This is a genomic window from Bacteroidales bacterium (assembly GCA_016707785.1).
Taxonomy (GTDB): domain Bacteria; phylum Bacteroidota; class Bacteroidia; order Bacteroidales; family UBA4417; genus UBA4417.
This window is the reverse complement of the sequence record JADJGZ010000016.1, coordinates 62,705-89,593: the sequence shown is the minus strand read 5'-3', so window position 1 is coordinate 89,593 and position 26,889 is coordinate 62,705. Positions and strand designations below refer to the sequence as shown.

At 40.9% G+C, this 26,889-nt stretch carries 31 protein-coding genes; 20 read left to right on the top strand and 11 right to left on the bottom strand.

The window, feature by feature from the left end:
• The first annotated feature begins 189 nt into the window (after positions 1-189).
• The 3 genes from namA (at position 190) to IPH84_10800 (ending at position 3,906) form a co-directional block, all read left to right on the top strand.
• Positions 190-1,248 carry an NADPH dehydrogenase NamA gene (gene namA / locus IPH84_10810; protein MBK7173699.1) on the top strand — a complete coding sequence of 353 codons (1,059 nt, stop codon included), beginning with the start codon at positions 190-192 and terminating at the stop codon, positions 1,246-1,248.
• Between the two features lie 85 nt (positions 1,249-1,333).
• Entirely contained in the window at positions 1,334-2,797 is a 1,464-nt protein-coding gene (locus tag IPH84_10805) for a DASS family sodium-coupled anion symporter (protein MBK7173698.1), read from the top strand.
• Between the two features lie 296 nt (positions 2,798-3,093).
• Complete coding sequence (locus tag IPH84_10800; protein MBK7173697.1) at positions 3,094-3,906, top strand: class I SAM-dependent methyltransferase; 813 nt, start codon at positions 3,094-3,096, stop codon at positions 3,904-3,906.
• A gap of 49 nt (positions 3,907-3,955) precedes the next feature.
• Here IPH84_10800 and IPH84_10795 read toward each other — a convergent pair whose 3' ends face one another.
• The 3 genes from IPH84_10795 to IPH84_10785 form a co-directional block, all read right to left on the bottom strand.
• Positions 3,956-5,245, bottom strand: a complete 1,290-nt coding sequence (locus IPH84_10795; GenBank protein MBK7173696.1) for an MFS transporter — start codon at positions 5,243-5,245, stop codon at positions 3,956-3,958.
• A 99-nt stretch (positions 5,246-5,344) separates the two neighbouring features.
• Entirely contained in the window at positions 5,345-6,049 is a 705-nt protein-coding gene (locus IPH84_10790; protein ID MBK7173695.1) for a hypothetical protein, read from the bottom strand.
• A 329-nt stretch (positions 6,050-6,378) separates the two neighbouring features.
• Positions 6,379-6,648 (bottom strand): hypothetical protein, encoded by a 270-nt coding sequence (locus IPH84_10785; protein ID MBK7173694.1) that lies wholly within the window; start codon positions 6,646-6,648, stop codon positions 6,379-6,381.
• Between the two features lie 482 nt (positions 6,649-7,130).
• On the opposite strand from IPH84_10785, the gene IPH84_10780 reads away from it, so the two are divergent.
• The 7 genes from IPH84_10780 (at position 7,131) to IPH84_10750 (ending at position 10,805) form a co-directional block, all read left to right on the top strand.
• Complete coding sequence (locus IPH84_10780; GenBank protein ID MBK7173693.1) at positions 7,131-7,613, top strand: hypothetical protein; 483 nt, start codon at positions 7,131-7,133, stop codon at positions 7,611-7,613.
• On the top strand, positions 7,568-8,314 hold the full coding sequence (locus IPH84_10775) for a T9SS type A sorting domain-containing protein (protein MBK7173692.1): 747 nt from the start codon (positions 7,568-7,570) through the stop codon (positions 8,312-8,314). Before IPH84_10780 ends, IPH84_10775 begins: the two co-directional genes overlap by 46 nt.
• A gap of 11 nt (positions 8,315-8,325) precedes the next feature.
• Positions 8,326-8,592, top strand: coding sequence for a hypothetical protein (locus IPH84_10770; GenBank protein ID MBK7173691.1), 267 nt, complete (start codon positions 8,326-8,328; stop codon positions 8,590-8,592).
• Entirely contained in the window at positions 8,579-10,066 is a 1,488-nt protein-coding gene (locus IPH84_10765; GenBank protein MBK7173690.1) for a hypothetical protein, read from the top strand. The genes IPH84_10770 and IPH84_10765 overlap by 14 nt, the downstream gene beginning before the upstream one ends.
• A gap of 130 nt (positions 10,067-10,196) precedes the next feature.
• Positions 10,197-10,466 carry a hypothetical protein gene (locus tag IPH84_10760; protein ID MBK7173689.1) on the top strand — a complete coding sequence of 90 codons (270 nt, stop codon included), beginning with the start codon at positions 10,197-10,199 and terminating at the stop codon, positions 10,464-10,466.
• Positions 10,463-10,603, top strand: a complete 141-nt coding sequence (locus IPH84_10755; protein MBK7173688.1) for a hypothetical protein — start codon at positions 10,463-10,465, stop codon at positions 10,601-10,603. Before IPH84_10760 ends, IPH84_10755 begins: the two co-directional genes overlap by 4 nt.
• Positions 10,604-10,628: 25 nt before the next feature.
• A complete protein-coding gene (locus IPH84_10750) occupies positions 10,629-10,805 on the top strand; it encodes a MarR family transcriptional regulator (GenBank protein ID MBK7173687.1) in 177 nt (58 codons plus the stop codon).
• Between the two features lie 116 nt (positions 10,806-10,921).
• On the opposite strand, the gene IPH84_10745 is transcribed toward IPH84_10750, so the two are convergent.
• Positions 10,922-11,257 (bottom strand): hypothetical protein, encoded by a 336-nt coding sequence (locus IPH84_10745; GenBank protein ID MBK7173686.1) that lies wholly within the window; start codon positions 11,255-11,257, stop codon positions 10,922-10,924.
• A 182-nt stretch (positions 11,258-11,439) separates the two neighbouring features.
• Positions 11,440-12,198 carry a fibrobacter succinogenes major paralogous domain-containing protein gene (locus IPH84_10740; protein MBK7173685.1) on the bottom strand — a complete coding sequence of 253 codons (759 nt, stop codon included), beginning with the start codon at positions 12,196-12,198 and terminating at the stop codon, positions 11,440-11,442.
• A gap of 348 nt (positions 12,199-12,546) precedes the next feature.
• On the opposite strand from IPH84_10740, the gene IPH84_10735 reads away from it, so the two are divergent.
• Entirely contained in the window at positions 12,547-13,404 is an 858-nt protein-coding gene (locus tag IPH84_10735) for an alpha/beta hydrolase (GenBank protein ID MBK7173684.1), read from the top strand.
• A gap of 68 nt (positions 13,405-13,472) precedes the next feature.
• Positions 13,473-13,760 carry a hypothetical protein gene (locus tag IPH84_10730; GenBank protein MBK7173683.1) on the top strand — a complete coding sequence of 96 codons (288 nt, stop codon included), beginning with the start codon at positions 13,473-13,475 and terminating at the stop codon, positions 13,758-13,760.
• Positions 13,761-13,895: 135 nt separating this feature from the next.
• Here the strand turns inward: IPH84_10730 and IPH84_10725 are convergent, their stop codons facing one another.
• Positions 13,896-14,258 carry a T9SS type A sorting domain-containing protein gene (locus IPH84_10725; GenBank protein ID MBK7173682.1) on the bottom strand — a complete coding sequence of 121 codons (363 nt, stop codon included), beginning with the start codon at positions 14,256-14,258 and terminating at the stop codon, positions 13,896-13,898.
• A 181-nt stretch (positions 14,259-14,439) separates the two neighbouring features.
• Positions 14,440-15,078, bottom strand: a complete 639-nt coding sequence (locus IPH84_10720; GenBank protein ID MBK7173681.1) for a hypothetical protein — start codon at positions 15,076-15,078, stop codon at positions 14,440-14,442.
• Positions 15,079-15,276: 198 nt separating this feature from the next.
• Here IPH84_10720 and IPH84_10715 point away from each other — a divergent pair, with 198 nt between their 5' ends.
• The 7 genes from IPH84_10715 (at position 15,277) to IPH84_10685 (ending at position 21,093) form a co-directional block, all read left to right on the top strand.
• Positions 15,277-16,449 carry an alpha-amylase gene (locus tag IPH84_10715; GenBank protein MBK7173680.1) on the top strand — a complete coding sequence of 391 codons (1,173 nt, stop codon included), beginning with the start codon at positions 15,277-15,279 and terminating at the stop codon, positions 16,447-16,449.
• The gene (locus tag IPH84_10710) at positions 16,416-16,673 is read left to right on the top strand and encodes a hypothetical protein (GenBank protein ID MBK7173679.1); all 258 of its coding nucleotides are present in this window, start codon (positions 16,416-16,418) and stop codon (positions 16,671-16,673) included. Before IPH84_10715 ends, IPH84_10710 begins: the two co-directional genes overlap by 34 nt.
• Before the next feature lie 91 nt (positions 16,674-16,764).
• Complete coding sequence (locus IPH84_10705) at positions 16,765-17,352, top strand: starch-binding protein (GenBank protein MBK7173678.1); 588 nt, start codon at positions 16,765-16,767, stop codon at positions 17,350-17,352.
• A 171-nt stretch (positions 17,353-17,523) separates the two neighbouring features.
• Positions 17,524-17,889, top strand: coding sequence for a hypothetical protein (locus IPH84_10700; GenBank protein ID MBK7173677.1), 366 nt, complete (start codon positions 17,524-17,526; stop codon positions 17,887-17,889).
• 101 nt (positions 17,890-17,990) lie between these two features.
• Positions 17,991-18,710, top strand: a complete 720-nt coding sequence (locus IPH84_10695) for a hypothetical protein (GenBank protein ID MBK7173676.1) — start codon at positions 17,991-17,993, stop codon at positions 18,708-18,710.
• 478 nt (positions 18,711-19,188) lie between these two features.
• Positions 19,189-20,370 (top strand): hypothetical protein, encoded by a 1,182-nt coding sequence (locus IPH84_10690; protein ID MBK7173675.1) that lies wholly within the window; start codon positions 19,189-19,191, stop codon positions 20,368-20,370.
• A gap of 135 nt (positions 20,371-20,505) precedes the next feature.
• A complete protein-coding gene (locus IPH84_10685) occupies positions 20,506-21,093 on the top strand; it encodes a cysteine hydrolase (GenBank protein ID MBK7173674.1) in 588 nt (195 codons plus the stop codon).
• An 85-nt stretch (positions 21,094-21,178) separates the two neighbouring features.
• On the opposite strand, the gene IPH84_10680 is transcribed toward IPH84_10685, so the two are convergent.
• From IPH84_10680 to IPH84_10665, 4 genes are all read right to left on the bottom strand, one after another.
• Positions 21,179-23,176: an aminotransferase class V-fold PLP-dependent enzyme gene (locus tag IPH84_10680; GenBank protein MBK7173673.1), complete on the bottom strand. Its 1,998-nt coding sequence runs from the start codon at positions 23,174-23,176 to the stop codon at positions 21,179-21,181.
• A 48-nt stretch (positions 23,177-23,224) separates the two neighbouring features.
• On the bottom strand, positions 23,225-23,470 hold the full coding sequence (locus IPH84_10675) for a helix-turn-helix transcriptional regulator (protein ID MBK7173672.1): 246 nt from the start codon (positions 23,468-23,470) through the stop codon (positions 23,225-23,227).
• Position 23,471: 1 nt separating this feature from the next.
• Entirely contained in the window at positions 23,472-23,918 is a 447-nt protein-coding gene (locus tag IPH84_10670; protein ID MBK7173671.1) for a hypothetical protein, read from the bottom strand.
• A 301-nt stretch (positions 23,919-24,219) separates the two neighbouring features.
• Complete coding sequence (locus tag IPH84_10665) at positions 24,220-24,996, bottom strand: 1-acyl-sn-glycerol-3-phosphate acyltransferase (GenBank protein MBK7173670.1); 777 nt, start codon at positions 24,994-24,996, stop codon at positions 24,220-24,222.
• Between the two features lie 362 nt (positions 24,997-25,358).
• Between IPH84_10665 and IPH84_10660 the strand changes: the two genes are divergently transcribed.
• The gene (locus IPH84_10660; GenBank protein ID MBK7173669.1) at positions 25,359-26,660 is read left to right on the top strand and encodes an MFS transporter; all 1,302 of its coding nucleotides are present in this window, start codon (positions 25,359-25,361) and stop codon (positions 26,658-26,660) included.
• Positions 26,661-26,889: the final 229 nt, after the last annotated feature.

The following is a 26,889-nucleotide window of genomic DNA, read 5'->3' as shown; positions in this document are numbered from 1 at the left end:
TTTGTAATCTGGACCTAAAATCTCAAATGATTTCTTAGCACACTCCTGAAATGCTGTTGACTGGAAGCAATTTGTCTTTGGATAGATTAATCTATGCTTTTGCAGTTTGAAATTTACAAAATGGAATAGACTTGTAGTACACAAAGTATCTGATAGAAATTTTAGTAAATTGTCAAAAATTTCTATCCTATGCTTTTTGAACCTTTAACCATAAGAGATATCCGTTTCAGGAATCGGATTGTGATGTCACCCATGTGTCAGTATTCTGCAATTAATGGTTATGCAAACGACTGGCACCTTGTACATTATGGCAGCCGGGCTGTTGGAGGGGCAGGATTGGTCATTATGGAAGCAACGGCCGTTTCTCCTGAAGGCAGAATTACTCCGGGTGATCTGGGTATTTATGATGATGACCATATTGTACAATTGCGTAAAATAAATGCATTTCTTCATCAATATGGCGCCATATCCGGGATACAACTTGCCCATGCCGGAAGGAAAGCCGGATGTGCATTACCCGTGGAAGGAGGGAAGCAACTCGGAATCAATAAAGGAGGGTGGCAAACTTTAGCGCCTTCTCCAGTACCTTTTTATGCCGATGATTCCTTTCCCCTGATGCTGGATACAGCTGGTATAAAAGCCATCATTGCCAGTTTCCGGAAGGGAGCACAGCGATCATTGGAGGCCGGTTTTAAGGTGGTTGAGATACATGCGGCTCATGGATACCTGATCCATCAGTTTTTATCTCCATTAAGTAATAAAAGAACCGATGAATATGGTGGAGATTTTAATAACCGGATCCGGTTTCTAAAAGAAATTGTGACTGCTGTGAGGGAGGTGTGGCCGGAGAATCTCCCATTGTTTGTCAGAATTTCTGCCACCGACTATTCCGAAGGAGGCTGGAATGTTGATGAGTCAACACAACTTGCAGTCATTCTTAAAACCATGGGTGTCGACCTGATAGATACTTCTTCAGGGGGTCTCGTATATGATGCCAAAATTCCGTTCGGACCGGGTTACCAGGTAATGTTTTCCGAGAAATTAAGAAAGGAAACAGGTATTAAAACGGCTGCAGTAGGATTGATCACTGAACCTTCACAAGCCGAAGAAATTCTACTGAAAGGCCAGGCAGATATGATTATGCTGGGGAGGGAGTTACTACGGAATCCTTATTTCCCCTTATTTGCTGCTAATACACTCTCAAATGAAATAGAATGGCCTTTGCAGTATAAGCGTGCACAAAAGTAATAGCATAAACTAAGAGAACCGTTAAAATGTAAATCCTGCAAATCCGGTCGAGAGTCACCAAATTGTAAAAAGAAAAGTTACTCTTATGCTAAAATGGCTGAAAAGAAATCAATTCGTGATTTCGCTATTTGCAGGCATCCTGCTGGCATTAGCTGAATATTTGCTGAACCCGTTTAATTTGGGAGAGGATGCCACAAAGGCTGTTGCTGTTGCCATACTGATGATCACCTGGTGGATTACCGAAGCCTTACCAATGCCGGCTGTTGCATTACTTCCTCTTGTGCTGCAACCCTTACTTGGACTAGGGACTATTGAAGAAGTGTCAAAGTCATACAGCAATCCGGTTATTTTCCTGTTCATGGGAGGGTTCATGATTGGTCTTGCACTTCAGAAATGGAACTTACATAAGCGAATTGCCTTGTATATCGTAAAACAAACAGGTACGAGTGGCGACAGGATCATCCTTGGGTTCATACTCGCTACCGGCTTTTTAAGCATGTGGTTAAGCAATACAGCCACTACCATGATGATGTTCCCCATTGCTCTCAGTGTGATTGTTGTGATGAAAGAGCATGAAAATGCAGGGTCCGGTTTTACCAATTTTTCCCTGGTTCTTATGCTGGTGATTGCTTATGCAAGTAATATTGGAGGAATGGCGACTATCATCGGGACGCCACCCAACGTTGCGTTCCTGGGATTTATAGAGAAAAAGTATGGTTATACTGTGCAGTTTCTTGATTGGATGATCATTTGTGCCCCCCTTGCCTTGCTATTATTGGCAGCACTTTATCTCACAATGACAAAGATTCTCTTCCCAAACCACATCAAACATAATGAAGTAGCAAATAAATTTATTGAACAGGAACTCAAAGCCCTTGGGAAATTATCTAATGCTGAAAAACGGGTATTGGTCATCTTTTCAGTTACTGCTTTACTATGGATTACCAAGGATTTGTTAAATGGTATCGGTCTGTTCAAATTGGACGATAATATGATTGCTGTTTTAGGTGCTCTTGCATTATTTGCTACTCCCAGTGGAGAGAAAAAGGAACAAAAGTCTGTTATGGTGCTCGATTGGAATGATACCACCAAAATGTCATGGGGGATACTTTTGCTTTTCGGAGGAGGGATCGCTTTGGCGAATTCCCTTGAAAAAGCCGGAGTTATGGCTCAGATCGGGAATTGGTTGGCAGGGTTCAGTCAGATGGGTGGATTTACATTGATACTGATTATCGTTGTGGTCTCCATCTTCCTGAGCGAGCTGATGAGTAATGTTGCCCAGGTGATCGTACTTGCACCGGTCCTGGCCTCTCTGGCCGACGCTCTGCATCTTGACCCTATCATGTTGGGATTGCCAATGACGCTTGCAGCGAGTGCGGCTTCCATGATGCCTATCGGAACACCTCCCAACGCTATTGTTTTTGGCAGTGGTTTCATCAAATTGAAAGATATGCTAAAGGCTGGATTTGTAATGAATTTGATCAGCATTATCCTTATAACCCTTTTTTGTTGGTTCCTGTTACCATTGGTGATACATGTGATGAAATAGAATATAGCGGTATACTTCACATGGCTTGTTCTTTTTATTCATAGAGAGTTAATCAATATTTTAGCTTGTTTCACCATATGCGTTTATTTAAATAAGTGATCTAATTGCATGGGATAAACATTATGAGTAGATTTATATAAATATTCAACTATTCCGGAAATTTCTTTGTTATATATTAGTAAAGACTCAAAAGCTAAATCACGCCCTGATCTGGTATTTATTGTTTCTTTGCGACTTCATTTTTACCGGAGATTAACACTTGATCATCATTTACACATTTTAAATCTTTTGACTTTATGGCACATTTGAACAATAATGCGGGAATGATCAGGAAAGTAAAAAAGCTGTCAAAAAGTATTTTTTTTAAGGTCTGGTATTCCTATGTAAGCAAAGTGGATAAAAATGCTGAGGTTACATTTATGAACTATGGATATTCGAAGAATAAGCATTCAATCGAACTTGATGAAAAAGACCGATTAAACAGGTACTCTTCACAACTTTACCATTTTGTAGCCGGAAGTGTTGATATTCAAGGGAAAGATATACTTGAAATTGGCTGTGGCCGAGGTGGTGGCATATCTTATATCAGTCGATATATGGCACCAAAATCGGCTATAGGGCTTGATCTGAATAAAAATTCAATAGAATTCTGCAAAAATTATTACGCAAACGAGAATATCCGGTTTGTGAGGGGTAATGCAGAGAAACTCAGTTTCCGGGAAAATTCATTTGATGTAGTTATCAATGTAGAATCATCGCATCGATACCTAAAGATGGAAAACTTCCTCAATGAAGCCTATCGGGTGCTGAAACCAGGTGGTATTTTGCTTTTTGCAGATTTCAGACCTGATGATGAACTGGAACTGCTCGATCAGCAGCTTAAAAGTGCGAGATTCATTCCAATGAAAAATGAGATCATTACAGAAAATGTATTGGAAGCTCTGGAGCTAACATCAACCGACCGGCAAATCCTTGTGCGAAAGCTTACTCCGAAAATGCTGCATCGTATTGGCGATATGTTTGCCACCACTAAAGGCACACCTACTTTTAACAAATTAGCAACCCATCAGTTTGAGTACCTGTTTTATATGCTGATGAAATCACATTAAAAAAAATTAAGGTACTTAGAAACTAAGGAATTATTATTATTTTTCAGAATTATGCTTTTTGGCTATTATTGTTGTTGACAATAAACCTGTTATATAAAAGCAATCCAATTATTGTAACTACTCCTATCATTGAGAAAGTAATCCATAACAGGGCCGGATTGTTTTGCTTCTCTACAAACCTCACATACAGAGTAGCTCCCAGGATTCCGCCTACTCCACTGCCAATTACTCCATAAAGGAAAGAATAACCCTGGTAAACTGCTTTTTTGTCCGGAGGAGCGATAAGTCCAACATAGGAAATAAATTTTGGATGGGCAATCATCTCCCCAAGGGTGAATACAAACATTGAAGCCATGAAAACCCAGGCATTAGGGGCAATAGCGAGCATCCCCATTCCCAGTGATCCTAAAGCAATTCCAAAGATCATCGTAGGCAGTACTTTCGTGTTTCTTACAAGGCTCGAGACCAGGATTTGTAACAGGATAATAGCCCCGGCATTCATTGCAGTAACATGCTCGGCCTCAAATTTCCATGAAGGTGAATCCATGAATAATCCCAGAAAGGAATTTACAATATTGTTAAAAGGTGACATGTCCACTTTCTCTGTCAGGTACCATAAAACAGAATCGTATACCTGGAAATACATGATCCAGAATCCGCTGTAAATCAATAGCATCAAGAAAAACCGATAATCTTTAAGCACAATGAGCATTTCGGTGAATACCTGGATGAGAGGCTTTGAACTCTTTTCTTTCACCGGTTCTTTGAAAACAAACAGGTTGAGGAATATCAGCCAACCTGTTCCTATAGCTGCCATAAAAAATATATATGACCATGAAATTGATTTCAACCAGGGTACAAGGATGAGTGGGAAAAGGAAGGCTCCAAGGTTAATCGACCAATAGTAGATTCCAAATCCCAGTGAAGAACTTGATTCATCAGTAACTTTTGCTATGGTGCCGGAAATCATAGGCTTAAAGAATCCGGCTCCCAAGGCTACCAACAATAATGAACTGAAAATGGCTATGTAAGTGGTGGAAAGCCCTGCAAAGAAATATCCCAGACTCATTGAAGCAAATGCAAAGAAGAGCACTTTTCGGTAACCATACCGATCTCCTATTGCGCCTGACAGAATGGGAAGGAAATACAGCATTGGCACAATCACACTCTTGATAGCTCCTACACTTTCTTTCGAAAAGCCCAATCCTCCTTCATTCCTGCTCAATACAAGATAAACGGATAATACCGACATCATCCCATAATAAGAACCTCTTTCGAAGAACTCCATGGAAATTACAGTCCAGAAACTACGGGGGAATGAAGGGCGGGGCTCAGCCATATAGCAGGGTCAGTTGAAGGATTTACGAAAGTAGGAAAAACTCTGACGTTGTTGTTATACGAAACGGGCCGCCAAGTGATTTTAAAGCAAGTAGCAGAATTAAAAAGTAAAATAATTCACCTTATTGATTGCTTTACCCATCTCAACACCTTTCAGATCCAGTTTGTATGTCTCATCTTTCTGCAATGATACAGTCTTCATTAAGGTTTTGCCACCTCTGTCATCTTCTGTGGTCATTTCCATAACAAAACCCGGAACAGATAAAGTATTGTGCAATGCAGCCATCTTACAAGCCCTGAAAACCCCGATGTCATTAGAAAGTTTCACATCTTCCGTTAACCAGACTTCACCAAAAATCTTTTTGTGGGTATAGGTATATTTCCGGCATTTCAGATTTGCAATCAATTTGTTTTCATCTGTAGGAATAAGAGTAAGTTGCTTCAATTCATCTGCTGCCGGATACTTAAATGCCCCTGCATTGTACATAGGAGTAGCCCCGCCACCTGTACCAAACATCTGGATGGCAATTTCATTCTTTTTATCAATAAGGGTTTCGGTTCCATTGCCCTTCATTTCAGAAAGGTATTGTACCAGGAAGTTTTCTCCGTTCGACTGATAGAAAGTTTTGATATTCCTGGTTTTCATCAGCTCATTGTTTTTGGCATAAAATTCAAGTGCAAAAACATTGCATCTGTCGAAATTGTAAACTTCTTCCCAGGTCAATCCGGGGAGAACTGAAGGAGGCTGTGCAATGACCATCAATAGGCTGAAAACCAGTAGAAAAAGAATAACTGTCCTGTTCATGATATATTATTTTTAGATGAAAAGATTCTTCTCGTTTCAAAGTTAAGCGGTTTCTGAATAAATGCAAAGGATACTGTGTTGTATTAATGCACAGTTCAAAGGGGAAGAAATTTCCTTTTCCGTCACACATTACCCTCCCAACAATGTATTTCATCACTTGAAAGTGAAACAAGTGGGTTATTCTCTGGAAAATGACAAAATGACATATTAAGACATCTGATAATCAGTAACTTATACTGTGGCTCGGTTTTTGACAATTGCTTATCATCTAACAGGGTTCATTCACAAAGTGAAGAAAAGGTTAATAACACTTGAAAATCAATTGATTATCAAGTAGAATGATGGATGGTCCCGATTAAGAAAATTAAAATGTACGTACAAATCAATCCGGAATACATAATTGCCTCTTTTAAAAAACCATTAACCATAGCCCGTCTGAAAAGAATGCTGAACATCAGGAATGAAAAACCTGTGTTTGTCGGGCAACTGAAAAAAGTATAACCCAGGTTAATCAGCTCTTTGATCTTATAAAGATAAAAGCCTGACTTGTATAGTTTTAGGCTTCGTTTACTGTGTCCGGAAGTGAAAGATTTATTCATTTTGCATTGGATTCCTGAAGAGTTACTAAACTATTGCAATGGATTTGATACAATACTACTTCCATTTAATACCGGCTACCGTCAACCCCAAATCTTCATGTTATGTGCCATCCGATACTGTTAATCATTAAATAAAATCAGGGTCCATAGCCTGAATTATAATTAATATATTTAACAGAATTCGATGTGACTTTTCTCCAATTGTCGGATTAACTTGTGTTATGCCGAAACTGAACAGGTAAGCGAAAGTGATACTTCTATTCGTGATGTTATCATTCACATAAGCTACTTCGCGTCGGAAACTGCCAGTAATGAGTGAAAGTAAGATGATTGTCAGCTTTTTCCCTTGGTTTCATCTCGCTTTCCATACAATCAGGGCCTGAATAATAATAGGTGAAACGGAAGCAAAATTTCTTTAGTCCTGTAAACCCTAACAGTTAGACATTTCGATTATTTACTGAAAACAGGCTAAAAAATCAGTAATGAAAAAGTTATACCTTCTATGTGCAATACTCATTGCTCTGACATCCGGGAGCAACGCACAAAGCCATACAGGCTCAATGATCTGGAAATGGGATACGGTAATTTGTTATAATGAGCAGGATTTAGTGATTGAAAGGCTGATACAGTCGTTCGATGAAAATGGATTTGTTACAGGTCAGCTTAACGAAAAACGTACATCCGGAGAATGGGTGAATGATTCAAGGATTACTAATACAAATAATGCAGGTGGAAAGGTGATTTCTTCACTAACGCAGCTATGGCAGTCAAATGCATGGTTGAATTATTCAAGAGTCTCCGTTGAATATGATTTTAATGGTCATATCATTCTGGAATCAGTTGAAAAATTTTCAGGTGCTAACTGGGTGAATTATATCAAACGGAGTTACAGCTACGATGGCCTGGGCAGAAAATATCCATGCTACAGGAGCGATGGACCCCGGGAACCTGGAAAAACGACCTGAAAAGTGACTATGCTTATGAATCAAACATGCTGACTGTAATTACACAATACTCTGATGATGGTTTAAACTGGCTCAATGGCAGCCGTTTTATTTATACCTACAACGAAAATGGATATTACGATGAGCTTCTCATCCATAGTTGGGATGAAAATCAATGGGTTGCTGCCAACAAAGTTGATTACACTGTTGACGACGGGGGTAATATTCTTACCGAATGGGCTTACAATCCATCAGGCATTGGTTGGGTGAGTGATTCAAGAAAGACTTACACACATGATACCTTTGGCAATACGCTAACAGGCAAAAACGAAATCTGGTCTTCCGGAACCTGGCAGCCTGATATGCAGACTTCCTACCTTTATTATAAGAATGAATATGTTCTGCTGCTGAATGTTCAGACTTATCGGTTTGAAGCTTCCTATAAGGGATTTCCTCTCGGGTATGATAATAAGACTGCATTCAATTTCAAGCTTTTTCCTAATCCTGCTGATAATATCGTAAGGATCGATGGGCTGATGGTCATTCCGGAGGGAAATGTTATCAGTGTCAGCGATATGCATGGACGAATCCTGAAAAAGGTAGATCTGAAAACAGGTGATACTATAGTGGAATTGGGAGATATAATTTCAGGGCACTATTTGTTTACCATAGAATCAAAGTCGGGAATGAGAAGTGGGAAATTGCTTATCATACAACATTAATATATCTAAAAATGGAAAAACTGACCTTGAAACTCATCGGAATTGCAGTGATCATCCTGATCATTATTTCAACCGGATGCAGTAAAAAAGAAGATGATCCTTCAACAGGGCTGATGGAAGATTCATTCGATAACCTTACATCATTTCCTTTACCTGCACAACAGAGCTTTAACGAAAAACGGGGAACAGGTCACCATGTTTGTCTACCCCGGACAGGTTGTTTTACTATCACCTTCAGGAACAGTAGAGCAAGTAAGTCAACTTGTGGAACAAAATGAAGGTGTCATCAAGATCCAGGTCCCAACTGCAGGTTTATACCTGGCGAATGTTGAACAGTCTAAGGTCGCTGACTTTATAAAAGCCATGCATTCATCATCTGTAATTGCCGATGCTTTCCCTAATATAGTTGTTACAGTAAAAAATGGCGGGGTATTTTCTGGCATACCTTGTGGTTCGAAGAGTTTGTTTGCAATATCAGGTGATAAGAATAGTCTCATTCAAACCATTGATCTGGGTGTAGTCATGCCATGTGAAGACGGAATGACACATATGCAGGCTGTCGCCAATGTTGCTGGAGCTGGTGGTGTGGATGTAAATATCAATGATGTAACAGTCCCCGTGAATATAGAACTGAAAGGAGGAGATTATTGCAAAGCGATGAAAAAGACGGTAGAAGTGTTGAGCTATGCCCACGAGCATAATCTTCCTGTAGTAATCAATATGTCAATGGGTGGGATCGATAGCATTCCCGGTGATAATTATTGGTATTACAGGCGTTATATTACAATGTTCAAAGCTATTGAACTTAAAAATCCACATTTGCTCGATAATGCAGTCTTGCTGATGTCAGCTTCCGACACAAATATTAATGAAACCGATGACCTTGAATATTTACAGCAGGAATTTCCTGGCTCCCCGGTTTGGGATCATATTTATATGGTGGGTTCACAGGAGGCGCCATCCGGCTGTGGAATGGGCTATGCCAATAGGGGAACGGCCAACTACCTGAGTGCCCAGGCTTGTGAGGTAACAATTCCCGGCTCTTCTTGTCCGGGTTATGGCAACTCTTTTGCTGTCCCCAAAATTTCCGCCCTGGTGGCGGGTACTTATGAAATGCTAAAACAAGCCAGTGTTGATATTAAAATTCCGGAAATTACAGCTGCACTGTGGAATTACCAATTAGAACATAACGGACAGTTGCCTACCGTGACCCAATTGTTTAATATCTTGGCAGGTATAATTCCTGAAGTCAACTATGCCGGTACCTGGAGCGGGACATTTTATTATAAAGCTGAAGTCCCCCAAACCTCTGGCCCTCCTGAAGTAATAAATACCAGCTTTATTCTTACCGTTTCCCTTGAACCACTTGCGGTTGTGCAAGGTTATCCCCACCTGATGAAAATAACAGCTGCTACATGCAGTGATCCATCCTTCGGTGCAACAATGGCTGTTGTTCCTGACCCAGCAGTCAGTATGGCTTTTCTGCCTGCAAATTATGGCTCTCTTTCTGATCAGGGGATGAGTATTATGGTAAAATTCCCGAATGGTTCTCAAATTTTTACCTCGAACTCAGTAGCAGGTTCTTACGTGGTAGATGCTGACGGGAATAAAATCGAAAGCACCAACCTTGTCGCTAACGATGCTTTTTCTGCAAGTGGTACAGTGGATAATAGCAATAAACCCGGATCCGGACCAGGAGGATACGCCTATAATTGGTGCACTTTCAAAAGCTGGTCACTGACTAGAATGTAGTAATCATAAAACCAGGTGATTGACCCTTCTGATCAATCCGCTTCCCGGTATTGCGGTATTTAATTTCTTCTTAATCTTGTTCATATTGAAGGGAGGTTGTATTTTTGAGTAAACAATAAAACCCTAAGCTATGACAAGAAAGCTACTTTTTTCATTGATAGGTGCCATCATTCTTTTCGCATGGCTCTTCTTATCCAATGCGATGCCCAATTTCCATAAAGCGGCAAGCACCTATACACCAAAACAGGCTGAATTATTGCAAAAAATCCAGGAATCGGGGCTCGAAGAAGGCATGTATATGCTCGGACAACCAGATCCTTCTGAGTCAGGCCGAACAACAAGCTTCCATGGAATCACTGGAAGGTCAACAGGCTTTTCCTATCTTTGGCCGTGGGAATGATTGGATTTTTCTTCATTCCTTACTCAAGCTTTATCTGGTACAAGGAGCCGGACATTTTTGCTTACTTTGCCGATGCCATATTCCCCTGGCTGATACTTGGTTTTATAGGTCATAAAATGGCCCCGGTAAAGGAATAAGAAAAATTATCTTAAACACTCATACATGGAAACAAAAGACGTAGTATTTCAAACACTAAAGGAATCACCGAAACCCTTGAAATCGGCAGAAATTGCAACCCAGACAGGGATAGATAAAGCCTTAGTTGACAAAGCCATCCAGGCATTGAAAAAAGAAGAAAAGATCGTTTCTCCGAAGGTCTGCTTTTATTCAGCCAAATAAAGATTATTTATTTAGTTGCAGTTACATTAAGTGATCCGCTAACTGACAGACTAAGCGGGATGTTCAGGATTGAATCTGCGAAGAATTGCTTCGCAGATTCATTTTTTATAGATATTTTACAATCTAATAATCTGCTCAATAACTTTTGTCGGCGACAGAACCTCGCCTTTAAAATTGACCTGGTCAAAATAGTTATACCACCCTGATTGTTGAACAATTTGCTCAAAGCCTGCCGCAAGTTCCCTGGTTGGGAATTTCCAGGCTGCAAAGTAATCAAAGGGCCCACGGTTTGAGGTATCGGGGTCATTGATGCTCCATGATACAATCTCAACCCCTGCACTTATAAGGGATTCAATTCCCTTTCCAAGTTCAGCCATATAGGCACCCCTGGCTTCTATACTTAAAGCCTGCCATTCCGGTCGGGCTTTCCAGCATTCAACGAATAGATACATATGCTTGAATTTTTTGATTAGTATAATAATGAGTCTTCACTAAATGGGGTATTTCTCTTTAATTATTGAGTCTGACTAATCTTAGTACCTTTCTCTGAAGTTAAATAATAGCTTGTGATACTGCGTTTCAACAAATTCTGAATGGAAATATTATTTCATTTGGATGAACATCGCATACTTTATTAGTCTTTTACTAAACGTATACTGTATCCAAAGCGTTTGTCCGTTGTATTAATCGGAGCCGAGGCCCCATCTGTGCCTACATGGTATGAATTTGCAGTATTAAGAAGGGATTCTGCTGACCACCATTCTGCAGTTTTACCGTGCAACCTGAATAAACCCTGGTAATGCCTAAAGCCAGAGGGCAATGCAGTAAAACCAGATGAATTATAACCCCAATAGTTAGGTTCTGCCCAATGCATAGTTCCGGCCTCTTTCATTCCACCCCCACCAAATGTTACACCTCCACTGTACTGAATCAACCGCCGCCACTCAAGGTCTGTTGGTATATGCCATCCGGAAGGTGCAATTTTTTCACTGTCAATAGTATAGAAGTTATACAGTAGCCCGAATGTAGCAATTGAATCAGCACTTGTGGTATTATTATAGGTACAGTATGCACCCGTTGTTAAATTTGCCCAGGACACATCATCTGTTACATTTGGGATGTCATACCCATCATTATATTTTGTAGTTCTTAAATTCTCAGCCATCCATGTTTCTCCTAATCCATTTGTGGATTTGGAATTAATTGTAATTGTTTTATAAACATTACCATCCTGATCGGTCATTGTTCCATATTCAATATCTGGATTAAACTGCGCAGTGGTCTTTCCATTGTACTGATTTTTGGTTTCTCCGCTGCTGTCATCTTTTTTACAACTATTGAAGGCACTTGTAAATAGTGCGATGATAAATAAAATGGAAATTAATCTTCTCATGGAATTAGGAGTTATAGGTTATGACAATTTCTTCTTTCCTTATTTAGGATGCCGGTTCATGCAAAAGTATCCGGGAATATCTGACTAGGCAATCACCTTTTAGTGTGATTTATACTGAAACAGAAGATGTGTAGAAGTTCATCTGAACACTATGTGAAAATCATGTTCATAATCAAACAATTATATAGTTTATTGGTTCTTTTAGATATCCAAAAGTGAGGCAGGCGTATGACTGTTAACTTATTACAACAGATCTTCCTTTAAACTTTCAAATCGCTATTAATAATGAAGCACTTATATCAGCATTAAGTTTTAATTAAACAGGCTAAACTTATTAATCATTGCCCTATGAAAAAGAAGTGCTTTAAGCTGTACCCGCTAATTCTATTTAGCTTTCTTTTCATAGATACAATAACTGCCCAACCTGATTCCTATTCGATACCTTATGTTAAAAATTCTGAAGTCGGTTGTTATATCAATATGAATGGTGTATTGCAATACTATGAGGTATATGGCCATGGTGAGCCTCTTGTTTTGATCCACGGCAACGGCGGTAGCATTGCATATATGAAGCCACAGATAGAATTCTTCTCCAAATCATATAAAGTTGTGGTTATGGATTGCCGGGGAAGAGGGAAAAGTGAACTGGGGACCGACAGCCTGACCTACATGCAAATGACTAAAGATATTGCCGGCATCCTTGATTACCTCAGGATCGATTCTGCTCATATTGTTGGCAGAAGTGATGGCGGAATCATTTCCATTCTGCTGGCTATTTATTATCCTCAGAAAGTTAAGAAGGTTGTTGCTTTTGCTGCAAACCTAACAGCAGATACGAATGCGCTCTATCCGTCCTTTTTTAAATCAGTGATACGCGACAGGAAACAAGCAGATGAAATGCTTGCAAAAAATGATACCAGTCAAAACTGGAAGATCATTCAACAGCGAAATCGTTTGATGGAGTTTCAACCCAATATCAGTGCAAAGGACTTACACAAGATCAAGTGCCCTGTCCTGGTAATGTCAACTGACAGAGATATTGTCAGGGAAGAACATACGATGTTTATTTATCGAAATATAAAACAATCAAATCTTTGCTTTTTATCCGGCGAAGACCATTATGTTACAACGAATAACCCGGATTTATTCAATAGTATAGTAGCAAAATACCTGACAAAGCCATATTCTGGAGATGAGTTGAGGTAAACGTTTTTGGAGAATAAATAATCCCTACATTGTGGGTTTTCTTAAGTGTCGCCGTATTTGCTACAGGCATGGAACTATGCTGGAAAAGGGTGGCCGCTACTCAGTTTACCCTTTATATGGCGATTTCAAACCTGGGAAAGTCTGTTGGCTCTGGTTTACTTGGACCGTTACGTAAAATTATGGACTGGGAATTTGTGATCCTGTCTTTTTCCGGATTTGCAATTGTGATGCTTATACTGATTCAATTTCTGCGCTTAAACCGGCATCTTGACCGAATTAAAATTCTGGAACAGGCCCATTCAGATGCTGAGTCAGTAATTCAGCCTGCTCTAATACCCATGGCAAAAGGTAAATAATTTGATGGTTTAGCTGATACGAATGAGTTTTTCTGAAAGGATTAATTTTCAGTCAGTTGACGGATCGTATGCATTCCGTTTTTTAAAGCACTTTGAAAGTAAAACCTGATCATTTTTTACCCTTCATGACTTTTGTCAGTATATCAATAATTTATAATTTACTACTTTCTGATCATATTCTATGCGTATGATATATACGCCGGGATTGAGTGTCCCGGTGTTGACAATTGTCTGCTCCTGAAGCATCTCTTTAGATAATTTCATATTCCCATTAATATCGAAAATTTGAAGGTTAGCCGAACGTTTATTATTTACAGATTGAATGTTAAGAATATCATGAGCCGGATTTGGAAAAATGTAAAATGAAGATTGCAGTAGTGGTTCTTCATTTATACTCACATTTAACTGGTTCAAAAGCCTGCTCCAAATACCACCGTATCCTTTCACAGCATACAACATATTCCCGTTATCAGTTAGGGCATAACTCAATGATTCCAAACCTGTATGCTCCCAATTCCAGGTCTCTTTAGATAATTTGTAAACACCTGTTTCTCCACACAGAGGAATATGTTATCACCAATCTGATGGAACATATTAAATTCGCCATAATAGTCGTATCCCGAAGGGTTCCATAGTTTAATCAAGCCATTGCTTACATCACTAATACTACCGGAACTGGTTATTTTCTGTAGATTCCTCCTTTTGATGCTGCAATGATTGTGTCTCCTTTTATGGTAACAGCATTCCATTCAAAAATATAGTCACTCCAAAGGGTCCAGCTTAAACCCATATCACGACTTTCTGCAATCCCATTTCCTGCTACTACCATAAGGTTTCCATCGAAATCAAAATCTGAGATCCCAATTACCGGGCTACTCTCACAGATGGTAGTCCAGGCAGAGCTTCCAACAATCCTTTGATATATTTGGCTATTGCTGACAGCAAGCTGAATGCTGTCGTTGAAAAGCATTTTATGGATTAGTCCGCCTGGCAGACCATCATTGTATGACGACCAGATTAAAGTATCTTTTCTGGACACAAATATTCCATTGGGAGTACAGGCATAAACCATCGAGTCTTTTGAACACAAAAATGTTACCCCACCCGATGAGGCTAGATTTTTTCCAACCCAGGTATTCCCGCAATCATTTGAAATAGCCAGGTCAAATGACCCAAAGGATGAAGACCCTGCAATAATTGTTGAATCGTAGGCTGTAACTGAAATATTGGGAGTAAAGTCATTGCTAAGACTTACCCATTGTGGATAGACACTTTGAACCAATGCGCACAGAAAGAAAACAGAGATAGTCTTTCTCATGATCTGAAGACTTAATAATTAAAGGTACAACAATATATTCTTTTTCACTCAAAGTTCAGATAATATGTGATTTATATTCAATCAGGGGCAATCGAATGAAACAACTACCCCAACTTTATTCCAGCCTCTATTCCAAGCTATACCCACCTGATTTTAATTAGTTTTGCGGTCTAATCGTCCTTATCAAACAAACTTTTCATGAAAAGACTCTTTACCTTATCGCTGCTGCTGACTATTATTTCTTTAGGGAGTTCAATATTGAAAGCCCAGGCACCTGCTCAATGCCAGGATGTGATGCTACAGGCATTCTACTGGGATTCGTATACCGACAGCAAGTGGACAACACTCACATCCAAAGCAGGCGAAATTGCCCCTGTTTTTAGCTTGGTGTGGCTTCCTCCCAGTGGGAATTGCCAGAGTTCCAACAGCATGGGGTATGCACCTGTATGGTGGTTCGACCAGAACTCCGCATTCGGCACTGCCGATGAGTTAAAGACTCTCATCAATACCCTGAATACCAGGGGGGCTAAAACAATTGCTGATGTAGTAGTGAATCATAGGAGTGGAGCCACAAACTGGACCGATTTTCCAACTGAAACCTATAACGGGGTAACTTATTCGATGGGCCCGGCACAGATTTGCAGCACGGATGAAGTGGCAAATGAACCCGGACAGGCACAACCTACAGGTGCCCCCGATACCGGGGACGATTTCAATGGCTCGCGTGATCTCGATCATTTGAGTGCGATTGTCAGGAATAACATCAAAGGATACATGCAATTCCTGAAGAATGAGATGGGTTACTCCGGCTGGCGTTACGATATGACCAAGGGGTTTAGTGCTTCTTATGTAAATGAATACAACAATGCTGCCGGTGAATATTTTTCAGTTGGGGAGTACTTCGATGGCAGCTACGATTTATGCAAGTCATGGCTTGCGGGTTGCAGTTATAATTCAACCACTTTCGATTTTCCTGAGAAATTCGCCCTGAATGCAGCCATGTGGAACGGGGGCATGAATTTAACCCAACTGGTATGGCTGATGAATGGCACCACCCCACAGCCGGCTGGTTTGATCCATCATCCTGATACCAAGCGTTATGCAGTCACTTTCGTGGATAATCATGATACCTATAGAGTTGAAAGTGGAAACAAATTCAATGGGAATGTACCCGCTGCATATGCCTACCTGATGGGTTCCCCGGGGGTGCCATGTGTGCTTCTCGATCATTGGAACTTATACAAAACCCCCATTTTCCGGATGATTGCCGCCCGCAAGGCTGTTAAACTGCATAGCGAAAGTAATGTGGCGTTGATCAGTATTCAAACAATATTTATGTGTCAACAGCCACAGGCCTTAATGGCAGCCTGATCGTTAAGGTCGGCAGCGGATCTTATTCTCCGCCTTCCGGTTATACCCTGGCTGTTTCAGGAACGGATTATGCCATCTGGACGAAAACCACCGCTGCTGTAGCGCCTTCTTTGATGGTTACTCCTTCCGGGGGAACCTATTATACTGCCCAAACAGTTACCATGATTGCTACATCGCCCCGATCTATATACACCCCGACAACACAAGCCTACAAATACATCTAACGTACACTGTTCCTATTACTGTTTCCACAAGCTCAAAAACCATTCGCTCAGTAGCCTACTAATCCGCAATTATATTCACCGGTGGAGACAAATGTCTATACCATTTCTTCCATGCCCGCCTCCATCAAGGTTCGCTTCAAAGTGCCCTCCGGATGGAATGCCTGCAAGGGTTTATTCATGGGTTGGATCAACGCCGTTATGCGGTGGTTGGCCCGGCAGCTCAATGACATTGGACAACGACAGGTACTATTCATATGATATTTCCGGTTACTCTTCCTTGCCGATAGGTGTTGTATTTAACAATGGATCCACATCCTCAAATCAGCAGACAGTAGACCTCTTCACTTCCACAGATAAGTGCTGGGAGGCCGGAACATTATCTGTTGGGAAATATACGGCCAATGAAGTGACCTGCCCTAATGTTGGTATGGAAGAACTATTTAATGAAACCCTGAAAATATATCCCAATCCTACCCATGACCGGGTTTCTTTCACTGTTTCTGAACAAGTAAAGGAAATAACCGTCACATCAGTGTTAGGGAATCGACTGGATATCAAGCCCTCTCGGATTCTGAATACTTGCCAGTTTGATCTTTCAGATTATCCTTCAGGTGTTTATTACATCACATTAATGAGATCTGATGGAACTTCGGTTTCCAGGGCGCTTTTGAAGTACTGATTTTACTTCAGACCACCAGCTGTTATCAGTCAGTTAGTATTATCCCTTATATTTTATGGCATGTGATTTCTCAAGGGAAGGGGTATCGATCTTCCTTCTTGTTTATTAGTCAGAAATTTTGTATATTAGTACCAACAAGGTTTTTGGCTATTACTAATACCAATGGGAAATATGAAAAATCGAGATCGTTCGACCGAAGTCGCTGATTTGAAAGCCGTTGCCCATTTGGAGGATTACCTTGTACTTTTCATTGATAGTGAGGATCAGAATATCCCGACTTCTTTATGTGTCCAGGCAAATTTCGACACATTACAGTTTGGACCGGTACAACCTATGGGTATGTACCTGGAATCGAATTCCTACCATCGAATTCATGACGGCGACATGCGTATATCCTACCGGCAGCGTATTGTGGAAGAGATGAACCCGGAGGTGGTTTCTGCCATGCTCAAAGAATTCTCCCGAATACGTTGGCTAAAGCTTGAGAGAATTGAACCTTTTAAACATGCTTTTCCGGAATGGGAGCCGGGAGGGTAATAATGTCATAATCAATACGGATATTTCTGCAAGGAGTATGTTTTAAATTTACTTTCCTTTGTAGATCAGGACACCCATAATCCTGATATATCAAAGTATCCATGCAAAGTATTCAACCCGAACTTTTTGATCAGCAGGAAGAAAAATGGCTCCCTTTTCGGGATGCCAGGATACTTGCCCGTCGATATAATATTGAATACAAGGAAGAGTGGGAAGAGCTGATGGCACAACCCTCTTTTCTCGACAAAATTCCTGACAATCCGGATCATATTTACAGGTTCACTGGCTGGAATGGTTGGACTGACTGGTTGGTTGATCCGGCAAGGCGATTACAATATTCTAGATTTACTGATACGAGGGAGTTCGCACGCTCTCTGCGGTTGAAGACTTCTGATGAATGGCTGCAAAACTTGTCAGAAAACCGCATCCTTGCCGGGCACTATAATCTTGTTATACCGCGACTTCCTCAACATCAATATAAATCAGATGGTTGGAAAGATTGGCATGATTGGTTAGGATTAAGTATTGACTATAAAGATTTTGAGACTACCAGAAAGTTTATCAGCACTCTTAAGCTAAAGTCGAAGGACGATTGGAAACAATTCTGTAAAACAAAAAAGCCTAAGAATATATACTTTTATCCCGAAATCGCCTACCGCAAGAGTGAATGGAAGGGTTGGGAATACTGGCTTGGAATAGGGTTGTCAAATACTGAAAACGTGATGATGGTTGTTCCTGAAAGGGAAGTACAATGTAAGTGCATGGGTAGGTTGACTGATTGCCTGGAATGCGATGGGAAGGGGTATTATCAACTAAAATGAGATTATTGTCAATATCGAGTATTTTCTTTCTCAAATTTCCTTCTGAAAACCCCTGTCCCGCTGAAGAGCTGTTTTTGAGTCAACCTGAATTATATAATGAGCCTTGGTTTATCCGGCAAATTATTGATCAAATTAATTGTTTCAAAGTAGTCAGTTTAGGTGGAACCGCTATTCTAATCACACCTTAAATTCATACTTTTACAGTTAATCTTCATGCTGGCCGTTTATTTCCTCAAATCGAATTATTAAACGAAAAAACTCATGGAAAAGCAAAATAGTATCTGTGAAAAATGTAAATATTATTTTTCACTGATGAGCAACATGTTACTCATGGTTTTGTCAGACTTGAAACCTGTCAAAAGGAACATTTCAATAAACTCATTAAAAAATTACGCACAGAAGAGGTTTTATCATGTAAAGATTTCGAGGCAATAATTGAATAAAATTTTAAGGTAAACTCACACCAATATCTCCTAACGTGGCAGCACTCAAAATTAAACTACTTGCATCTCAAGGCACAGCAGCATCAATCTTTGAAAATGCCGGTAGTAGGATTGAAAAACTAATTGCCCCCGCGAATTATGAACTTGTTGAGGACAGTCCGGATATCCTGTTTTTTCTTACCGGCGGATCTGAACAGTTTGCAATCAAACAGGTTTCGTCAGGACAACTCTACCTGCTTATCGGTTCACGACACGATAATTCATATGCTTCTGCTGTGGAAGTAAAGGCATATTTGAACGAGTTGAAGATACAATCATTGCTGTTGGATGAAGAAGAGGCAGAAACCCCATTACTTTTCAAAAGCTTCTTAACCCTAAAAACCGCATTGAAAAGCCTTAACGGGAAAAAGCTTGGACTCATCGGGAAGGTGTCGGATTGGCTGATATCCTCTTCAATCTCACAAGGTTTATTAGAATCGAAATTTGGAATTCAACTAGTTGTTATCCCCTGGAACGAATTGCCTCATTATTCCAGTTTTAAGCCTTCCGACAGCCTCAAGGAATTGTTTTCGGATGAGAAACAATTCGATTTGACTGATACCGCCAGGGTGTATGAACTCCTTGAAAGTACGATTCAAAAAAGGCGACTGGATGCCATCACAGTCGAGTGTTTTCCTATGGTAAAAAATGATGGTGTTACTGCCTGCCTTCCTTTAGCGAAGTTCAATAACGAAGGGTTTCCGGCCGGCTGCGAGGGGGATCTTACAGCAATAGTTGGTATGATGCTTTGCAAGGAACTCACCGGGATCATTCCCTGGATTGCGAACATCAACAAAGCTACCGATGAGGTTTGTACTTTTTCTCATTGTACCATTGCTCCGGGTTTGGTTTCCGGTTTTTCAATAAAAACGCACTTTGAAACCGGGATAGGCACTGCTATTCAAGGGACTTTTAAAGAAGACCGGGTCACCATATTTCGCTTTGATAATGCCCTCAGAAAAGCCTTCATTGCTTCCGCTAACATAACCGGACGACCAAAGTCCGACACTGCCTGCCGAACACAAATCGAGGTGAAACTCTCAAAAGAGGAAGTAAAATTGCTTAGGCATAGCCCTCTGGGTAACCACCACCTCATTTTCCCGGGAGATTGTAAAAAGCTATTGCAGTTTACTTGTTTGATGCTTGGGATAGAATTACAAACAGGAGAACATTTCTAGAAAGCCAGTGAACCTTGGTTTTCAAGGAAGGCTTTTTTTGCATTGATAACATCTTACCTGTTATTTTACCCATTTCATCGATTCTGTTTGCACCCTGGGTGTTATTTTAGTATATTTGTTTAAATCGTTTTAGCTATGAAAAGAGTATTTACAATCCTCGCTTTGGTAATTCTTTTCCAGGGCCTTTCGGCTCAATCGGAAAAATCGGACAAGATATTGATGAAACCGGCCTTACTGGTGATCGATGTCCAGAAAGCATTCCTTCCTATGATGTCACAGCAGGACCAGGATAAGGCTATTGAAATGATGAACTGGTCCATGTGGCTCTTCAGGAAGCATGGACTCCCGGTCATACGGGTGTACCATAAAGGTGAAGATTATGGAGTAGTGCCGGGAACTCCGGGTTTTGAGTTTTCCGACTCACTGAAAATCGAACAGACTGATCCAATGGTGATCAAGACTTATTCGAGCTCATTTACCAAAACAGAACTGGACAAGCTTCTCAAGGAAAAAGGCATCAACACATTGTTCCTTTGCGGGCTGAGCTCTGTGGGATGTGTGCTTGCGACATACATCGATGCGGAAAATTACGATTACAAAGCATTTCTCATTGAAGACGCACTTCTCAGCCATGATGCTGATTACACCAACCAGATTGAGAAGATGTTCAGGGCCCTTGACCTGGAGGCGATCGATTATATGCTTAAGATCAGGATGGAGTGATATTTATGGTTTAATCAGCGGATTATTTTGCGCTAATCTACGATAAAACCAGGCCTAATAGTCTTTCATTTAAAGTATAATCACTTTATTGTCCGAAAACCTTCATCTCACTTGATTCGATAAACTTTCTGAATTGCTTTTTCACCTCCTTTTTGTTAAAGGTGATTTCAGAATTTCCGACCATGTGCTGATCTTTGTTTTTCTGTTTCGTATCAGCACTCACCATGATCCTTTGCAGTTCATTTATCAATGCATCTACATCCGCTTCGGTATTTTGTATTCCCAAACTAACCCGCATAATTCCCTGCAAATTCAGGATAGGAACCATCTTTACAACTAACCGCTGAAATTTTTCCTGGAAAGGGGTGAAGCTACCGAGTTGCTTGATAATCAGGTGAGAACAGAGGCAGCCGAAACGCACTCCCATCCCGCCCGAAAAGGCAAGCCTGCGGGCAACTGTTGCGGGCATACCTGATTTAACACTAAACCCGATCACCCCAGTTTTTCCTGGATGTCCAACCTGATCTGCAACCTTCATCCCGTGAATTTCAATACCAGGGATAAGCGATATCTCCTTAAGGGCTTTGTTGGTGAGTTTTGTTTCCTCCTCTTCTATGAGGTCAAACCCGATCCTTTGAAGCAACAGTAGTGATTTGCCAAGAGCAGCTATGCCCCCGGTATTCTCTTCCCCGGAAGCGTTAATAAGGTTCCAGTCGGCATCTCCAAATTGAAGCATACCCTTGCGAACAATCAATACACCAGTGCCAAAGGGTGCATAGATCTTATGTGCGGAAAAGGCAATACCATCAATGCCTGTGGCCGACATACCGATCTTCCGGTGCGCCACCAGCTGGGCAGCATCCACCACCAGCATCGCTCCATGCCGATGCACTATCTCACTTATGGCGGTCAGATCGTTGCAGGTTCCCAAAACATTGGACGCTCCGCTCACAGTAACCATCCTGATCCTCTTTTTTCCCTGCAACCGTTCACTGTTGTATGAGCTGAGCAACACCTCAAGTTCTTTCAGATCGAAAACGCCTTCATTATCTGCTGACAGCCTGAGAAGGGTATGTCCGGGTACAGTCCGCCAGGGGAGATCGTTTGATGAATGTTCAAGCACAGTGGTCAGGATCACCGGTTCTGTTTCTCCGGTAGCTTGTTTACCCAGTCCCAGGGCTGTAATGTTGATGGATTCTGTGGTATTGGAGGTAAAAATAATATCGTAATCAGTCAGCGGTGCACCGAGAATCTCTGAGCATATTTGCCGTACTTCTTTAACAAGTCCATGCCTGGCTTGATCATTCAGCCGCAGGGACTTTCGGAAAGCCTCCCATACCGGGCTGAAAGCCTGGGTGCTGGCACTGTTGTCGAAATTAATAAAATTCTTAAATCCGGAGGTAGTCGGAACCTGGATAGCACTGCCGATCATAGTTTCCCGGAGCCTTTGCAGCAGTTCCAGTCCCTGTAGTTCATTCCATTCGCCGGAATAAAGGATTTCCGCAGGGGTTGTGTTATTTTTTGCACTGTCCTGAAAAACATCCTTTCCCCTCCTTTTCATGATCTGGAGCATTTTCGAGAAGGCAATGATATTGATGATAGCAGGAGTGCCTGCTTCGAACCTGTCGGGATGGTTGGCCCACAACACCCAATCAGGACCATAAAGTTTAGTTGTTCCACCTCCCGTTTCGAATGGCGTATCTTTTGGTAAAGCATTCTTTTGAATGGCTACAGCCGAAACACCTAAAGATAACCCTGTTTCTTTACTGCTGATTGTCTTGAAACATTCAGGCCGCAGAAGTTCAGTAAATGCTTTGGCTCTGCGGGGTGATAAAAAGAGTACTTCATATCTGTTCCCCCTTAGTCTTAGGTGATCCAGCACAATTTGACGAGCTTTTTCATAGAGATGGGTCGATGCTTTTGAGAAATGACCGCTTCCGCGATGTACATTTGAATACCTCTCAAGGGCATTATAGATACTTTTCTCAAGCTCGGCCATTGCCTGTTCATGATTCCCGGTTTTCCCGGGATTGTATGCTGTTTCAGAAGGACAATTTCCGGTCAATATTTCGGTCGTGTTCATAGCAATGATATACTTCAATTGATTGTTTCTGTAATATGCATCTGGAAATTATTTCTTCGTTGTTTTCTTTTCCGGCTCGGGAGCAAGTTCAAAAGTGAACACTTCATCCAGCGGAACCTTGAAGGTGTGAGCAATCCTGAATGCCAGTTCAAGTGTCGGGAAATACTTGCCGTTTTCAATGGCGACAATGGTTTGTCGTGAAACTCCGGTATTATCGGCCAGTTCCTGCTGGGTCATTTCATTTGCAAAGAACCTCAGCCTTCGGATATTGTTATTGATAATAGCTTTCCTCATTTCAGACTCCTTTCCTGTAATAATAAAGCCTGAGGATCTCGTTCACCACACTTGCGACAAATCCAGCTGAAAGCAGCACGACGATCATCACCCAGGGTTTCATGCCAAGAGCCAGGCAACCCATGGCCATCATAAAGCCCATTATAAAAATGTAGTGGGAGATTTTGATGGCCTTCAGTTCAATGAGTTTGTCCCGCTCATCTTCAATAGGATCAACATCTTCACCACTGGTAATTTTAGTGACAATGGCTAACACGATCTGGATAATGATCTGTGCCCCGATAGCTACCGGTATCATGATCAGGAATGTTTTCCCCAGAAATTTCAGGTCGTTGAGCACCTCCGGGTTCCCTGCAATGTAATTATAGTACACATAAATGCAATAAATGCTCAATATCATCACTGAACTGATCAGTGCTACGAGAATTCTTTTTTCTTTCAGATCCATTTTTTCTCCTTTTATAAATGATTATATATAGTCAATTAATTTCGACACAAAGTTAAACATATTTATCTTCATGTCTAAAATATCATACATTTATTTTATAAAATTATTTCTAGTGATGAAATTCTAATGATGGGAAAAAGATTTATTAAGAACCTGAATACGGCTCAGTCAGCAGAAACCGTTATTTAATTACTAACTGATAACCTTAATTTGTGTTACCAGGTGGCGTAAGACATTAATCAAGACTGGAAAGGATCCCCCGCTTCAGTGACGAAGGAATAACTATGTAAAATCTTTGTGGTTATTTCAGTTTCGGCAAATAGAAAATGTGTTTCAGAAATTGCGGTTCCTCTTCCCCCCGAACATTGAAGAACTCTTCAAGAAATAAATTAAAGGGTTTTTGCCCTAAAGTTGCCTGCTCCCGGGCAAGTTGTGTGAGATCTTCAAATTCAACAAGTACTTTTCTTTTAGGCACAAAAAAGAGCAGATTGGCAAGTGTAAAAAGAAATCCCCGTAATAACTGGATAAAAAAATCAGGGGATTTGCCTGTCTTTGCTTTCGAAAACATACTACCCCAAAGTCCTGTCATGCGTACACCTATAATTTGAACATTATCTGGCAGCTTATTGACAATATGATAGGTGGATTTTTTATTGAAGATCTTTTCATATCCTTGTCCGGCTAATTGCCCGGCAGGATAGATGACAATATTTTTGTTCCGGAGAAAAGCCTTGTACACCGAACGGGTAATCAGTTTCAATACATTGATATCGCGGCTGCCGGATTCCAGGTCACTCACCCTTACAGCGCCCATATTTCTTAATAACCATTTTGCTAAAGGTATATCATAGTATTTTTCGGAGATAACCGGAGCAGCCGTCGAAAACCTGTAAATATGGCTCAGCAATATGATAGGATCAATCAATGCCTGGTGATTGGGTAGATAAAGCACCGGTGAATTTCGGCGGATAATTTCCAAACCCTGAAAAGAGATCTTATAACGGAAACGCAGTAACAGCCTGATTTTTAATGCTAAAATCTTAGAAAAAAGATAAAAAGTATAGTTGGATTTTTTCATAATGATTTCAGCTTAAAGTCCAAAAGTAGTGAGTTTCGGGTAAATGAGCTTAAATGATGATGCCTTGATTTGCATTAGTTAAAGATCCGCCAGACCTCTTCACTCTTGAATTACCAAGTGATAAGGTTCCACAAATGAAAATAGACACAAATGGACACAAATAATAATAGACTTATGATCTGTGCCAGCTTTTCGATTTTCACCGCAAGGGCGCAAAGGATGCGCAAGGACACAATATCTAGGTCAGGAAGCATGAGGCTGAATGTTTAAAGAGATGTTTACATTTTCATTAAATGTAGGGTCATACAGCATTAATTTGGTAGTTTTATCTTTGCAAAAATACCGATCTGATGAATAAACCCATGCTGCCTGTTAATTCCCCTAAACTCCTCAATGCCTGGTGTTCTTATGATATTGCCAATTCTGCTTATATTCTGAGTGTAAATACTGTGCTATACCCGATTTTTTACCAGGAAGTGACAAAAAAAGCTTCTGGATCAGAAATGGTAGCCTTTTTAGGGATGAGTATCAGGAACACTGTGTTATACGAATATGCCATTGCGTTGGGGTATTTCCTGGTCATATTGCTGACACTATCTTTATCGGGGATCGCCGACCTGGGCGGCTACCGGAAGCAATTCATGAAGGTTTTTACCTTCATCGGGTCTTTTGCCTGCATGGGACTTTTCTTTTTTACCGGGGAGAACCTTGAACTGGGACTGATTCTCCCCATGCTGGCTGTGCTTGGCTTTGCCGGGTCCCTGGTATATTATAATTCCTTTTTACCACTCATTGCCACTCCCGACCTGCATGACCGGATCAGTGCAAGAGGGTTTTCCTTTGGATATGCCGGGAGTATGATTTTACTGATCTTTAATATTATCACTCTTCAGAATTATCAATGGTTTGGATTCGCTGATGGACTCGAAGCTGTAAGGTTTTCATTTGTCCTGGTCGGTATTTGGTGGCTTGCAGTGGCTCAGATAGCATTTTACTATCTCCGTGAAGAACGAAGGCCGGTAAGTTTCAAACTAAACCTGCTGGGTAAGGGCTTTCATGAAATATCAGCAGTGTTTCGCTATATCAACCAACATAAAACCATGTCGCGCTTCCTGCTGGCCTTTTTCTTTTTCAGCATGGGAGTACAGACGATCATCATTGTGGCATCCTTGTTCGGTAAAGCAGAATTGGGAATCACCGATTCGAAACTGATTATGACCATCCTGATTATTCAGGCAGTGGCGATTCTCGGGGCATTTATTTTCGGCCGTGTTTCATCCCGTTTCGGAAACAGGACATCCCTGTTGTGGATGCTGGGTATCTGGATATTCATCTGTATTTCAGCCTATAAGGTGAACACTGAAATGCAATTCTTTATTCTCTCAGCGATGGTAGGAATGGTATTGGGGGGCATCCAGTCGCAGGCACGCTCCACCTGGTCCAAATTGATCCCAACAGGCACATCAGACACCGCTTCTTACTTCAGTTTTTATGATAGTACAGAAAAGCTTGCCATCGTTATTGGCATGCTGAGTTTCGGCCTGATCGAACATGTTACCGGAAGTATGAGGAACAGTGCCTTGTTACTGTCAGGCTTCTTTCTTGTAAGCTTTTTGATTATTGTGTTTACTAAGTTGAAGAGGGAAGAGGGGATATCTGAGTAAAAGATTCTATATGAGTCTTTTGTGCGTTGTTCACATAGTTGTGCGATACAAGGACAGGTTTCATTGCTTAAAGCTTTAAACCCGCGTCTTTGTTGCACCTCCTTCATTCCCGCAACTACAAATGAACCTGAGGCCCTCTGATTTGTCAGTTGCTCCATCAAATTGTTTTTTAGTTACCAGCTCAGCGAGGATTCCTTTAAAAGGACTTTCCATTAATCATCGCTTCAAT